The organism is Gordonia alkanivorans NBRC 16433, from assembly GCF_000225505.1.
Taxonomy (GTDB): Bacteria; Actinomycetota; Actinomycetes; order Mycobacteriales; family Mycobacteriaceae; genus Gordonia; species Gordonia alkanivorans.
In genome coordinates this window covers 182,689-197,626 of record NZ_BACI01000056.1, presented here as the reverse complement: position 1 = coordinate 197,626, position 14,938 = coordinate 182,689, and the positions used below count along the sequence as shown (strand labels likewise).

Here is a 14,938-nt window from a genome sequence, read left to right as displayed (position 1 = left end):
GTGTCGTTACCTACAGAAGGCCGACAGCTCACTTCGCAGGGACGTCGCGGTGATGTCCGTACACGCCCGATTTCTCCTCTGACGTGCAGGAGCGGGGTCGTTGTGGTAGCCGGATTTCGATAGTGGGCACCCCACGTGGAAAAATGACACACAATGCTCATACGGCAGCCGCGGGCGCCCTTTGTAGTGCTGCGCGTAAAGCCGAGATGAGCAGGGTGTTCGGGCCCCGACGACGCGGCCCGGGAGAATCCGTCAGCAACGGCGCTGACGGGGCCACCGCCATGTGATTGTCGGCTCTGCCCCAGGTCAGCCCCTTGAGGGCGGCAGACGACGACGCTGTTGGGGACAGCGAGGTCCGCACGGCGACGGACAGTGACGTCCGAGGCGAGAAGGCCGGCAACGGAGCCGGTGATACAGGCGGGGTGGCCCCCAAACATTGACGACGGTTAGTGCGTGCACCCTTCGCACGCAAAGTGAGGCGAATATGAAGCAGGCTCCGGGACCGGTCGGTCTCTACGACCCACGCAACGAGCACGATTCGTGCGGCGTGGCGTTCGTCGTGGACATGCACGGACGACGCAGTCGCGACATCGTCGACAAGGCGATCATGGCCCTGGTCAACCTCGAGCACCGCGGTGCCGCGGGTGCCGAACCGAACACCGGTGACGGTGCCGGGATCATGATCCAGGTTCCCGACCGCTTCCTGCGGGAGACGGTCGACTTCGAGCTTCCCGCCGAGGGCAGCTACGCGACCGGTATCGCATTCCTCCCGCAGGGCTCCGAAGACGCGCGGCTCGCCTGCGCGGGCGTCGAGAAGGTCATCGAGTCCGAGGGCCTGACCCTGCTCGGCTGGCGCGAGGTGCCCACCAACGAGAACTCGCTCGGTGCGCTCGCCCGGGACGCGATGCCCACCTTCCGCCAGGTCTTCATCGGCGGCGCCGAGGGCATGGAACTCGAGCGTCGCGCGTACGTCGTGCGCAAGCGCGTCCAGTACGAGCTCGGCAACAAGGGCGCGGGCGCCGACGGCCCCGGCCGCGAGACCGTCTACTTCCCGTCCCTGTCGGGACGCACCTTCGTCTACAAGGGCATGCTCACGACGCCGCAGCTGCGGGAGTTCTACGTCGACTTGCAGGACTCGCGCGTCGAGAGCTCGCTGGGCCTCGTCCACTCGCGCTTCTCCACCAACACCTTCCCGTCGTGGCCGCTCGCGCATCCGTTCCGCCGCGTCGCCCACAACGGCGAGATCAACACCGTGACGGGCAACGAGAACTGGATGCGTGCCCGCGAGGCGCTCATCGACACCGAGGCCTTCGGTGCCGACGCGGCGTCGAAGATCTTCCCGGTCTGCACCCCCGGCGCATCGGACACCGCACGTTTCGACGAAGTGCTCGAACTCCTGCACCTCGGCGGCCGCAGCCTGCCGCACGCCGTCCTGATGATGATCCCGGAGGCCTGGGAACGTCACGAGTCGATGAAACCGGCGCACCGGGCGTTCTACCGCTATCACGCCACGATGATGGAGCCGTGGGACGGCCCGGCGTCGGTGTGCTTCACCGACGGCACCGTCGTCGGAGCGGTGCTCGACCGAAACGGCCTGCGCCCCAGCCGTATCTGGGTGACCAAGGACGATCTCGTCGTGATGGCCTCCGAGGTCGGTGTCCTCGACATCGACCACGCCGACGTCGTGCAGAAGATGCGTCTGCAGCCGGGCCGCATGTTCCTCGTGGACACCGCCGCAGGCCGCATCGTCGACGACGAGGAGATCAAGGACGAACTGGCCGCCGAGCACCCGTACCAGGAGTGGCTCGACGAGCACCTCGTCGACGTCAACGACGTGCGGGCACTGCCGCATGAGCACATGGCTCACGAGCGGGTTGCGTTGCGCCAGCAGGTCTTCGGCTACACCAGCGAGGAGCTGAACCTCCTCGTCGCGCCGATGGCCAGGACGGGGGCCGAGGCGCTCGGTTCGATGGGCACCGACACCCCGATCGCGGTGCTGTCCAAGCGTCCGCGCATGCTCTTCGACTACTTCCAGCAGCTCTTCGCGCAGGTCACCAACCCGCCGCTGGACGCCATCCGCGAAGAGGTGGTGACCGGTCTCGGCGACACGATCGGTTCCGAGGGTGATCTCCTGCATCCCGGTCCGAACACCTGCCGCAAGATCGAGATCCCCGAACCGACCATCGACAACGACACGCTGGCGAAGCTGGTCCGGATCGAGGAGGACGGCCGCTACCCGGACCTGCGCAGCAAGCAGATCCACGGGCTGTACCCGGTCGCCGAGGGTGGCGCCGGTTTGCGCGCCGCGCTGGACCGGATTCGCGCCGAGGTGAGTGCCGCGATCGACGACGGTGTGACCATCGTGGTGCTCTCCGACCGTGAGTCGGACGAGACCAACGCGCCGATCCCGTCGCTGCTGCTGACCGCGGCGGTGCACCATCACCTGGTCCGGGAGCGCAAGCGCACCCGAGTGGGCCTGGTGGTGGAGTCCGGCGATGCCCGCGAGGTCCACCACATCGCCGCACTCGTCGGCTTCGGCGCCGGCGCGGTCAATCCGTACATGGCCTTCGAGTCGATCGAGGACATGGTCGAGCGCGGCGTGCTCGGCGACATCGACTTCGCCACCGCACGCAAGAACTACATCAAGGCCGCCAGCAAGGGTGTGCTCAAGGTGATGAGCAAGATGGGCATCTCGACCATCGCCTCGTACACCGGTGCACAGCTCTTCCAGGTCATCGGCCTCTCCCAGGCGACCGTCGACGAGTTCTTCACCGGCCTGATCAGCCAGCTCGGCGGCATCGGTCTCGACGAGATCGCCGCCGACGTCGCCACCCGGCATGCACTGGCCTTCAGCGACCGGCCCTCGGAGCGCGCACACCGCGAGCTGGAGGTCGGCGGTGAATACCAGTGGCGCCGTGAGGGTGAGTACCACCTGTTCAACCCGGACACGGTGTTCAAGCTTCAGCACTCCACGCGCACCGGTCAGTACGGGGTGTTCAAGGAGTACACGAAGTTGGTCGACGACCAGTCGACCCGTCTCGGTACGCTGCGCGGCCTCTTCGACTTCAACTTCGGTGACCGCGACCCGATCCCGATCGAGAAGGTCGAGCCGGCCAGCGAGATCGTCAAGCGGTTCTCCACCGGCGCGATGAGCTTCGGTTCGATCTCCGCCGAGGCCCACGAGACGCTGGCCATCGCCATGAACCGTCTCGGTGGTCGCTCGAACTCCGGTGAGGGCGGCGAGGATCCGCGTCGTTTCCACCACGACGAGAACGGCGACTGGCGGCGCAGCGCGATCAAGCAGGTCGCGTCGGGACGTTTCGGTGTCACCTCGCACTACCTGTCGAACTGCACCGACATCCAGATCAAGATGGCGCAGGGCGCCAAGCCCGGTGAGGGCGGCCAGCTCCCGCCGCACAAGGTGTACCCGTGGGTCGCCGAGGTCCGCGGTTCGACGCCGGGCGTCGGCCTCATCTCGCCGCCGCCGCACCACGACATCTACTCGATCGAGGATCTCGCCCAGCTGATCCACGACCTGAAGAACGCGAACCCCAAGGCGCGCATCCACGTGAAGCTCGTCAGCGAGGTCGGCGTGGGCACCGTCGCCGCCGGTGTGTCGAAGGCACACGCTGACGTCGTGCTCATCTCGGGTCACGACGGTGGTACCGGTGCGTCGCCGCTGACGTCGCTCAAGCACGCCGGTGCGCCGTGGGAGATCGGCCTCGCCGAGACCCAGCAGACGCTGCTGCTCAACGGTCTTCGCGATCGCATCGTGGTCCAGGTCGACGGTCAGATGAAGACCGGCCGTGACGTCGTGATCGCCGCCCTGCTCGGTGGTGAGGAGTTCGGTTTCGCGACCGCGCCGCTCGTCGTCTCGGGCTGCGTCATGATGCGCGTCTGCCACCTCGACACCTGTCCGGTGGGCATCGCCACCCAGAACCCGCTTCTGCGTGAGCGTTTCGCCGGCAAGCCGGAGTTCGTCGAGAACTTCTTCCTGTTCATCGCCGAAGAGGTCCGGGAACTGCTGGCACGCCTCGGTTTCCGTACGCTCCAGGAGGCCGTGGGTCACGTCGAGGCTCTCGACACCACCAAGGCGCTGGCGCACTGGAAGTCGGAGAAGGCAGGCAAGCTCGACCTGACGTCGATCCTGACCATGCCGGAATCGCCGTTCATGAACCAGGACCTGTACTGCTCGGGCGTGCAGGACCATGCGCTCGAGAAGGCGCTCGACCAGCAGCTCATCGCACAGAGCCGCGACGCGATCGACCACGGCACCCGGGTGTCGTTCACGTCGAAGATCACCAACGTGAATCGCACCGTCGGCACCATGCTGGGTCACGAGGTCACCAAGACCTATGGCGCACAAGGTCTGCCGGACGGCACGATCATCGTCGACTTCACCGGATCGGCGGGCAACAGCTTCGGTGCATTCGTCCCCAAGGGCATCACCCTGCGCCTCGAGGGCGACGCCAACGACTTCGTCGGCAAGGGCCTCTCGGGCGGTCGCCTGGTGGTCCGTCCGGCGCGCAACGCGCCGGCCGACTTCGTCGCCGAGGACAACATCATCGCCGGCAACGTGATCGGCTTCGGTGCCACCGCGGGCAAGATCTTCCTGCGCGGCATCGTCGGCGAACGCTTCTGCGTCCGTAACTCGGGTGCGACGGCGGTCGTCGAGGGTGTGGGCGACCACGGTTGTGAGTACATGACCGGTGGACGCGTCGTGGTGCTCGGCGAGACCGGGCGCAACTTCGCGGCGGGCATGTCGGGCGGTATGGCGTTCGTCTACGACCCGGACGCCAAGCTGGCCGACAACCTCAACACCGAGCTCGTCGACCTCGAGCCCCTCGAGGACGAGGACATCGAGTTCCTCGCCGCCATCATCGACGAACACCGTGCCGAGACCGAATCCCCGGTCGCCGCAGCGCTGCTCGCCGATTGGGACACTGCCCAGACCAAGTTCGCCAAGGTCATGCCGCGGGACTACAAGCGCGTGCTGTTGGCCATCTCCGAAGCGGAGAAGACCGGGCGAGACGTGAACGAAGCGATCATGGAGGCCGCACGTGGCTGACCCCAGAGGATTCCTCAAGCACCCCGAGCGGGAGCTGCCCGACCGTCGTCCGGTCGAGCTGCGACTGCTCGACTGGAATGAGGTCTACACCGACTTCGACAAGGATCACCTGAAGACGCAGGCGAGCCGTTGCATGGACTGCGGTATCCCGTTCTGCCACAACGGCTGCCCGCTCGGCAACCTGATCCCCGAATGGAACGACCTGGTCTACAAGGACCAGTGGCGCGACGGTATCGAGCGTCTGCACGCGACCAACAACTTCCCGGAGTTCACCGGTCGCCTGTGCCCGGCACCCTGTGAGGCGTCGTGCGTGCTCGGCATCAACCAGCCGCCGGTGACCATCAAGCAGGTCGAGGTCGAGATCATCGACAACGCCTTCGACAACGGCTGGGTCACCCCGGTCCTGCCGTCGAAGAAGACCGGCAAGTCGGTGGCCGTCGTCGGTTCGGGTCCCGCCGGACTCGCTGCCGCACAGCAGCTCACGCGTGCCGGACACGACGTGACGCTGTTCGAGCGGGCCGACCGCATCGGCGGCCTGCTGCGCTACGGCATCCCCGAGTTCAAGATGGAGAAGCGCCACATCGACCGCCGACTGGCGCAGATGGAGGCCGAGGGCACCGTCTTCCGCACCGGCGTCAACGTGGGTGTCGACGTCACCGTCGAGCAGCTGCGGGCCGACTTCGACGCGGTCATCCTCGCCAACGGTTCGACCATCGGCCGCGACCTGCCGATCCCGGGCCGCGAGCTCGACGGCATCCACCAGGCAATGGAGTTCCTGCCGCAGGCCAACCGGGTTCAGCTCGGCGACACCATCGAGGGTCAGATCACGGCCAAGGGCAAGAAGGTCATCATCATCGGCGGTGGCGACACCGGCGCCGACTGCCTGGGTACCTCGCTGCGCCAGGGCGCCGAGATCGTCCACCAGTTCGAGATCATGCCGAAGCCGCCGATCGAACGCGCCGAGTCGACCCCGTGGCCGACCTACCCGCTGATGTACCGCGTGTCGTCGGCCCACGAAGAGGGCGGCGAGCGCGTCTTCTCGGTCAACACCGAGGAGTTCATCGGCGAGAACGGCAAGGTCACCGGGCTCCGCGCCCACGAGGTGGTCATGCGTGACGGACGCTTCGAGAAGGTCGAGGGCTCGGACTTCGAGCTCGAGGCCGATCTGGTCCTGCTGGCGATGGGCTTCGTCGGCCCGGAGCGCGAGGATCTCCTCGACAAGATGGGTGTCGAGTACGACGCCCGCGGCAACGTCAAGCGCGACAACAGCTTCGCTGCTGTCGGCCAGCCGGGCGTGTTCGTCGCCGGTGACGCCGGCCGTGGCCAGTCGCTGATCGTCTGGGCGATCGCCGAGGGTCGTTCGGCTGCCGCGGCCGCCGACGAGTACCTCACCGGTGCGTCGGATCTGCCGGCCCCGATCGTGCCGACCCAGGTCGCGCAGCGCTGACCTGCCGGCCACCACGAACGAGAACTCCCGCCCACCGAGAAGGTGGGCGGGAGTTTCGTTTTCTCGGCTACACACCCGGGGGGTGTGGCCATACACTCGGCCTATCGCGATCCATCCGTCGAAGGGGCAGCCCATGCGTCGAATCCTCGCCATCATGTGCACTCTGCTGTGTGCCGTATTGGGAGGGTTCGGGTTGAGCACGCCGCGTGCGGACGCGGCACCGGCCGGTTGCCCGAAGATCTACGTCCTCGCCGTTCCGGGAACCTGGTCCAACGGCGTGAGCCCGGGTGTCCTGGGTGCGGTCACCTCCGGGCTGGGGCCGGAGACCAAGGTCCCGTACGTCGGTTACGACGCGACCGCGTTCCCGTGGGAGAAGGCGATCTACGGGAAGTCGAAGGCCCAGGCCGTCGCCAACACCCGCGGCCTCGCCCTGCAGATGCTGGCGCGGTGCCCGGGCACCCGGATCGCTCTCGTCGGGTACAGCCAGGGCGCCGACGCCGCGGGTGACCTCGCGTCGGAGATCGGCACCGGGCGCGCCTTGATCCGCCCGGGTCAGGTTGCCGGCGTCGTCCTGATCTCCGATCCCCGACGATCCCGCAAGGACAACGTCGTCGGTCCGGCCCTGCGCGGTGAGGGCAGCGGCGGACCCCGCATCGACGGCATGGGCTGGCTCCTGCCGCGGGCGTTCACTCTCTGCGAGCCGTCGGACATGTACTGCAACACACCGCGGGACTTCTACATCACCCGCATCGCCGGATACCTGGCCGAGACCAGCGACCCGACGCCGAGCCAGATCCTCCAGTACCAGGCCGAGGCGGCGGTGATCGTTCGTGAGCTGCTCACCCTCGGTGGGCCCGGCGCGATCGTCCAGGAACTCGGCAACAAGCGTGCGCGCGACCAGATCATCTCGTTCAACAAGTTCTTGCAGTCGGGATCGCACGGCACCTACGGCGACTTCCAGGTCAGGCCCGGTGTCAGCGCGGTCACCTGGGCCAACCGTTTCCTCGCCGGACTGGCCTGAGCCGGTCGTTCCTCAGCTTGAACCGCGCATGCGCTGCGGGTTCGAGCGATAGAACCCCAGGATGAATTGGTCCGAGTGGATGGCATACGCCGCCGCGTTCGCTGCGTAGCATTGGTGCTGGTAGATGCCGCGTCGCTACCCGGGACGTAACGCTCGGCGTGTCATGATCGATCTAGTCGACAGGTACGACGGTCACGGTTCCGGGACACCGGGGACGTGCAATCTCACATGTCGACGGGGCTCGGGGTGAGTGGTGCAAACCACGGAAAACCCGGGAGACAGAGATGAGTACTGTCGCTACAGTAGATCAAAGTCAGAGTCCGTTGTAACGAAGTGAATGCACCAGGAAGTGATTGGTCATGAAGTTGGCTGACACCTTTCAATCGCCCCGCCGGGGCTCATTGCTCAATTCGCTCACCGGGGGGCGACTCGGCGGCCGCCGAGTCCATACGTCGACCTTTCCCGCCGAAGCGGAACGCCTCATCACGCCGGCCGAGCTCAGGCGTTTCGGCGTGAGTTCCTGATCCGGGAGGATCGGCACCGGGGGTTTCGGTAACGGGGGATTCTCACACCTCTTCGCGGGCGACCCGCACACTCATCCCGCCCACCTCGACCACGTCGCCGAGGGTGAGCTGACGACCACGCCTGATCTCGACCTCACCGTTGACGGTCACCAGACCGTCGGCGATGACCTCCTTGGCCTCGGCGCCGGATTCGATGAGGTTGGCCAGTTTCAAGAACTGGCCGAGGCGGATGGAGTCGTCGCGGATCGTCACGTCGTACACAGTCTGAGATCATGCCCCGTGACGGCGGAGTCGGCCACACCGGCACGACCGCACCGGCTTCTCGATGCAGATATGTGCCGCCGCAGGATCCAATCAGCGTGGAGTGCCGAGTCGCACCCGTGCGGACGACTACCGTCGACGCATGGCCACCGACACCCCCCTTGCGCCGGTCGACCCGTCCAGCCCCGACGAACATCCCGAGGCACCCCGGCGGACCCCCACCGCGGCTGACCGGCGCTCCCTCGTCCTCCTCGACAAGATCAGGCGCCCTACCGGATTCGGCCGCAACGCCCCGCACATCGCGGGCACCGTCGTCGGTGTCCTGGCGACGATCGCGTTGCTGTCCAGCCTGTTCCCGGCCTTTCGTCGTCTGATTCACGACCCTCGGCGTTACGTCGACGACTACGTCATCACGCTGCCCGACACGAGTTTTGCGTGGGCTTTCGTCTTGGCGCTGATCGCGATCGCGTTGTCGGCACGCAAGCGGATCGCCTGGTGGATCAGCGTGATCTATCTGGTGCTCTTCATGGTGGGCAACGTGCTCTATCTGATCCCGGCGCTCGAGGACGACCTCGACGTGACGTCGTGGGATCGGACGAACCTCTACATCGGCCTGGTCATCGACCTCGCCGCGTTGGTCTTCCTCGTGGCGACCTACCGGCAGTTCCACACCAGGGTGCGCCGGGGTGCGATTCCCGCGGCGATCGCCACGCTGGTCGTCGGTCTCGGCATCGCGACATTGCTCGGCTGGGCGCTGGTCTGGGCCTTCCCTCACACGCTGACGCGCGGCGATCGCCTTCCGTACGCGTTCAACCGTGTGGTCGCCTTCGGCGCGATCGACCAGGAGGCGTCCTTCGACGGTCGCCACGCCCCGATCTTCGTGAACGGCCTGCTGGGTCTGTTCGGTGCGCTCGCGCTGATCGCCGCGGCGGTCGTACTGTTCCGGTCGCAACGACTGCGCTGGTTGATGACCGCGGAGGACGAAGCGCTCATCCGTGCGCTCATCACCCGCTTCAACGACGACGATTCGCTGGCCTACTTCTCCACCCGTCGGGACAAGGCGGTCGTGTTCTCGCCCGACGGCCGGGCGGCGATCACCTACCGGGTCGAGGTCGGCGTCGGAATGGCCGGCGGTGACCCGATCGGCGATCCGGAGTCGTGGCCCGACGCCATCACGGAGTTCCTCACCCTCTGTGAGAAATACGGGTGGCATCCGGCTTCCATCGGGTCGAGTTCACGCGGCGCCGCGGCCTACGACGCCGCCGGCTTCATCTCGCTGAACATCGGTGACGAAGCCATCCTGCACACCCGTGAGTTCAGCCTGAGCGGGCCGGTGATGAAGGCCGTGCGCCAGGCCGTCACCCGCACCCGGCGAGCCGGTGTGACCGTCCGGATCCGACGCCACGGCGACATCGGCGATGCCGAGATGGAGAAGGTCGTCGCCCGCGCCGACGACTGGCGCGACACCGACGAGGAGCGCGGTTTCGCAATGGCGTTGTCGCGCATCGGCGATCGCGCCGACGACGACTGCCTGCTGGTCGAGGCCGTGGTCGGCGAGGGCACCCCGGACGAGCAGGTCGTCGGCATGCTCTCGTTCGTCCCCTGGGGTCGCCGCGGCGCCTCCCTGGACCTGATGCGACGCGATCGGCAGGGACCGAACGGCGTCGTCGAGACGATGGTGGCCGAATTGTGCCGCAACTCCGAACAGTTCGGCATCACCGAGGTCTCGCTCAACTTCGCGGCCTTCCGCGCGTTCTTCGAGCAGGGCCCGCAGATCGGTGCGGGGCCGGTCATGCGTGCCGGCTACTCCGTACTGATGTTCGGCTCGCGGTTCTTCCAGATGGAGTCGCTGTACAAGTCGAACGCCAAGTACCTACCGGACTGGCAGTCGCGGTACCTGTGCTTCGAGGACAACCGCATCCTGCCGCGCGTAGGACTCGCCGCGATCGTCACCGAAGGGTTCATCACCCTGCCCAGGTTCGGGCGGGCCAAGCACTATTCCGAAGGCCAGCCGTCGATTCCGGCCGGCGTCGACGCGCCCGCGCTGATCGCCGAGCTGGAAGCCGAGGCAGCAACTCCCGAGGGTGCCGTCGTGCACCGTCCCGAGCAGGTGCGGGTCCGACTCGACAAGATGGACCGGCTCGTCGAGCGTGGTTTCGATCCCTATCCGCCCGCCGACCAGCCGACGCACACCATCGCGCAGGCGCGGACGGAACCCGAGGGCACCGTCGTCACCGTCGCCGGCCGCGTCACGCGTCTGCGTGACTTCGGCAAGGTGGTGTTCGCCGACATGCACGACTGGTCGGGCGAGGTGCAGATCCTCGTCGAGGAGTCGCGGGTCATCCCGGGCACTCCCGACTTCGGTACCGACGTCGACCTCGGTGACCTGATCCAGGTGCGCGGTGTCGTCGGCACCAGTCGCAAGGGCGAACTGTCGATCCTGATCGACGCCTGGCGGATCAACGGCAAGTGCCTGCGACCACTGCCGGACAAGTGGGCGGGCCTCACCGATCCCGAGGCCCGCGTGCGTCAGCGCTACGTCGATCTCGCGATCAACGAGGAGAGCCGGAAGAACCTCGCGATCCGCAGTCTGGTGGTGAAGTCGTTGCGCGACTTCCTCGCCGCGCGAGGTTTCCTCGAGGTCGAGACGCCGATCCTGCAGCAGATCCACGGCGGCGCCAACGCGACACCGTTCCAGACGCACATCAACGCCTACAACCTCGACCTCTATCTCCGGATCGCGCCGGAGCTCTACCTCAAGCGCCTGTGTGTCGGCGGCGTGGAGAAGGTCTTCGAGATCGGACGCAACTTCCGCAACGAGGGCGTCGACTTCAGCCACAACCCTGAGTTCACGAGCCTGGAAGCCTATGAGGCGCACAGCGACTACCTCAAGATGCTGGACCTCACCCGCGAGATGATCCAGCACGCGGCGACGGCGGCCTACGGCGAACCGGTGATCATCCGCACCGACGCCGACGGAAACGAAGAGCGCGTGGACATCTCGGGCGAGTGGCCGGTGAAGACCGTCCACGAGGTGGTGTCCGAGGGGGCGGGCGAGGAGATCACGCCGGAGACGTCGGTCGAGCAGCTCCGGGCGGTGTGCGATCGCCTCGAGATCAACTACCGCCCGGACTGGGACGCCGGACAGGTCGTGCTCGAACTCTACGAACACCTCGGCGAGGACCGCACGACGTTCCCGACGTTCTACACCGACTTCCCGACGTCGACGTCGCCGCTGACCCGCGCACACCGCAGCAAGCCCGGCGTCGCCGAGCGCTGGGATCTGGTGGCGTGGGGAGTGGAGCTCGGCACCGCGTACACCGAGCTGACCGATCCGGTCGAACAGCGCAAGCGTCTCACCGAGCAGTCGATCCTGGCCGCCGGCGGCGACCCGGAGGCGATGGAGCTCGACGAGGACTTCTTGCAGGCACTCGAGTACGCGATGCCACCCACGGGTGGTCTGGGCGTGGGCGTCGACCGCGTGGTCATGCTGATCACCGGTCAGTCGATCCGCGAATCGCTGGCCTTCCCGCTGGCCAAACCGCAGGACGCCTGACGCATGGCTCCCACCGACGGTGACGAACCCGCAGCGCCGGGCACGTTCGTCACTGTCGGGGATCATCGGCTGCACGTGCTCGACGAGGGGTCGGGGCCGCCGCTGCTTCTGATGGCGGCGCTGGGCAGCAACTGGTTCGACCTCGACCCGCTGGTGGCCCGGCTCTCGGCGTCGTGGCGGGTGATCCGCTACGACCGCCCGGGTTACGGGTTGTCGAGCCCGGTCGGGCGGCAACATCTTCCGACCCTCCTCGGCGAGGTCGACCGGATGGTCGCGGTACTCGATGCCCGCGGTGTGACCGAACCCGTTGTCGTGGTGGGTCATTCGCTGGCATCGCTGTATGTGGAGGCCTTCGCCCGGCAGAATCCCGGCCGGACTGCGGGCGTGGTCGTGCTCGACGGCTCCTATGTGCTCGTGCCGTGGCGCCTGGTGCCGTTGTCGTTCCGGGTCGGGAACGCACACCGGCTGATGGGGGCGGCGCGTGCGGTGACGAGTCGCGTCGGTATCCAGCGCTGGCCGAGCCTGCAGGTGTGGAAGCGGGTCGTGCCGGCGCCTCCCGAGGGTCGCGGTGAACAACAACGACGTTGGGGAGCCCGGATCTTCGGGCAGCCGCCGTTCCTGCTGGCCATGCTCGTCGAGAACGCCGCCTTCGGTTCGATGAACAAGACTCTGCGCGGCCTGCGTCGAACCGCCCCGATGCCCCGCGTGCCCGTCGTCGTCGTGGTCGCCTCGTCGACGCTGCGCGGCTGGCGGGTGTTATGGGAGTGGAAGCAGCGGCGCTATTCGGACATCCTCGGCGCCGATGAGGTCGTCGTCCTGCCGCGGGCCAAGCACTTCCTGGTCTCGGAGCGCCCGGACGAGGTCGCGGAGATCATCGACGGTCTCGGGGGAGAACGGCTACCCGAACCTACCCGGGAGTAACCCGGAACTTGCGGTAACACCTAAACTGGTCGGCATGAGCGAGCTGACCTTCACCCCGACGGCTGATCTCGTCGACGAGATCGGGGCCGACGTCCGTAGTTGCGACACCCAGTTCACGCAGTACGGCGGGAACCGCGAGTTCGTCGGACGCGTCACCACCGTCAAGTGCTTCCAGGACAATGCCCTGCTCAAGTCCATCCTGAGCGAGTCCAACCCGGGCGGCGTGCTGGTCATCGACGGCGACGCGTCGGTGCACACCGCGCTGGTCGGCGACATCATCGCCGAACTCGGCCGATCCAACGGCTGGGTGGGGATCATCGTGAACGGCGCCATCCGCGACGCCAAGACCATCGGCGGGATGGCGATCGGCGTCAAGGCGCTGGGCACCAACCCCCGCAAGTCCACCAAGACCGGCGCCGGCGACCGTGATGTGCCGCTGTCGATCGGTGGCGAGACCTTCAACCCGGGCGACATCGTCTACTCCGACGACGACGGCATCGTGCTCGTCGGTCCCGAGAGCTGATCGCGCCGGTCCGCGACCGTCCATCGTAACGACCCGAGCCTGCACTGAGGAGACCCGAAATGCCGAAGCCCACCGCCGATTACTTCACCCGTCTCGGAGCCCTCGTCGCGATCGACGACGCCGCGAGTCGTCCCACGCGCCCGGTGCTGGAAGCGTTCAGCGGCTCCGAGATGGCCACCATCCCGGTCGCGACGGCAGAGGACCTCGAGACCGCGGTCGCCCGCGCCCGGCAGGCCCAGCAGGGGTGGGCGGCCCGGACCCCGGCCGAACGCGCCCAGGTCATCGACAAGTTCTCCGACCTCGTCTTCCGCAACTCCGAGTCGTTGATGGACATAGCGCAGGCCGAGACCGGCAAGGCCCGGATCTACGCGCAGGAAGAAGTGATCGACGTCGCGATCACCGCGCGCCACTACGCGACCACCGGACCCAAGCTGCTCGCCGACCGCAAGGTCAAGGGCATGCTGCCCGGCGCCACCAGCGTCCGGGTGCGGCATCTGCCCAAGGGCGTCATCGGTGTCATCAGTCCGTGGAATTACCCGCTGACGCTGGCCGTGTCCGACGCGGTCGCGGCGCTCGTCGCCGGCAACGGTGTGGTCATCAAACCCGACAGCCAGACCCCGTACTGCGCTCTGGCGCTGGCGGAACTGCTCTACGAGGCGGGTCTTCCGCGGGAGCTGTACGCCGTGGTCCCGGGACCGGGCGGCGTCGTGGGCCAGGCGATCATGGCCTCGACCGACTACGTGATGTTCACCGGGTCGTCGGCCACCGGCGCCACCCTCGCCGAGCAGGCGGGTCGTCGGCTGATCGGCTTCTCGGCCGAGCTCGGCGGCAAGAACCCGATGGTCGTCACCGCGAACGCCGACATCGCCAACGCCGTGCAAGGCGCCGCGCGCGCCGCGTTCTCCAACTCCGGTCAGCTGTGTATCTCGATCGAGCGGATCTACGTCGACAAGCGGATCGCCGACGAGTTCGCCGAGCGTTTCGCGGCTTATGTCTCGATGATGAAGCTCTCGGGCACCTACGATTTCACCGCCGACATGGGTTCGCTGGCGTCGGCCGCGCAGATCGACACCGCCGAGGCGCACGTCCAGGACGCGGTCGCGAAGGGTGCCAAGGTCCTCGCCGGCGGCAAGCGGCGTCCCGATCTCGGCCCGTTCTTCTTCGAGCCGACGGTTCTGACGGATGTCACCGACGACATGGTCTGCTACGGCAACGAGACCTTCGGGCCGGTCGTCTCGATCTACCCGGTCGACTCCACGGACGAGGCCATCAAGCTCGCCAACGACACCGAGTACGGGCTCAACGCAAGCGTTTTCGCGGGGAGCAGCGCCGAGGCCCAGGCCGTCGCCGAACGGCTGCGGGCCGGCACCGTCAACATCAACGAGGGGTACGCCGCCGCCTGGGCGTCGACCGCCGCGCCGATGGGTGGCATGGGCATCTCCGGTGTGGGCCGACGCCACGGCGAAGAGGGCCTGCTCAAATACACCGAGGCACAGACGATCGCCGAGCAGCGCTTCATCGGCATCGACCGCGCCCCGCTGGTCCCCAAGAACATCTACCGGGCCATCACGCCGACCGCGGTGCGCGCGCTGAAGTACCTGCCCGGCCGTTAGATCT

At 67.2% G+C, this 14,938-nt stretch carries 8 protein-coding genes; 7 read left to right on the top strand and 1 reads right to left on the bottom strand.

Annotation, left to right across the window (positions count from 1 at the left end):
• Nucleotides 1-484: 484 nt before the first annotated feature.
• From gltB to GOALK_RS10915, 3 genes are all read left to right on the top strand, one after another.
• On the top strand, nt 485-5,068 hold the full coding sequence (gene gltB / locus GOALK_RS10925; RefSeq protein WP_006358877.1) for a glutamate synthase large subunit: 4,584 nt from the start codon (nt 485-487) through the stop codon (nt 5,066-5,068).
• Nucleotides 5,061-6,515: a glutamate synthase subunit beta gene (locus tag GOALK_RS10920; RefSeq protein WP_006358876.1), complete on the top strand. Its 1,455-nt coding sequence runs from the start codon at nt 5,061-5,063 to the stop codon at nt 6,513-6,515. Before gltB ends, GOALK_RS10920 begins: the two co-directional genes overlap by 8 nt.
• A gap of 133 nt (nt 6,516-6,648) precedes the next feature.
• Entirely contained in the window at nt 6,649-7,536 is an 888-nt protein-coding gene (locus GOALK_RS10915; RefSeq protein WP_006358875.1) for a cutinase family protein, read from the top strand.
• A 566-nt stretch (nt 7,537-8,102) separates the two neighbouring features.
• Here GOALK_RS10915 and GOALK_RS10910 read toward each other — a convergent pair.
• Nucleotides 8,103-8,321 (bottom strand): RNA-binding S4 domain-containing protein, encoded by a 219-nt coding sequence (locus GOALK_RS10910; RefSeq protein ID WP_006358874.1) that lies wholly within the window; start codon nt 8,319-8,321, stop codon nt 8,103-8,105.
• Between the two features lie 142 nt (nt 8,322-8,463).
• Here GOALK_RS10910 and lysX point away from each other — a divergent pair, with 142 nt between their 5' ends.
• From lysX to GOALK_RS10890, 4 genes are read left to right on the top strand one after another with little or no spacing between them, the layout of a single operon-like run.
• Entirely contained in the window at nt 8,464-11,877 is a 3,414-nt protein-coding gene (gene lysX, locus GOALK_RS10905) for a bifunctional lysylphosphatidylglycerol synthetase/lysine--tRNA ligase LysX (protein WP_040004124.1), read from the top strand.
• 3 nt (nt 11,878-11,880) lie between these two features.
• Nucleotides 11,881-12,798: an alpha/beta fold hydrolase gene (locus GOALK_RS10900; RefSeq protein WP_006358872.1), complete on the top strand. Its 918-nt coding sequence runs from the start codon at nt 11,881-11,883 to the stop codon at nt 12,796-12,798.
• Nucleotides 12,799-12,832: 34 nt separating this feature from the next.
• Complete coding sequence (gene rraA, locus GOALK_RS10895) at nt 12,833-13,321, top strand: ribonuclease E activity regulator RraA (protein ID WP_005200809.1); 489 nt, start codon at nt 12,833-12,835, stop codon at nt 13,319-13,321.
• Nucleotides 13,322-13,380: 59 nt separating this feature from the next.
• The gene (locus GOALK_RS10890) at nt 13,381-14,934 is read left to right on the top strand and encodes a succinic semialdehyde dehydrogenase (RefSeq protein WP_006358871.1); all 1,554 of its coding nucleotides are present in this window, start codon (nt 13,381-13,383) and stop codon (nt 14,932-14,934) included.
• The last annotated feature ends 4 nt before the right edge of the window (nt 14,935-14,938 follow it).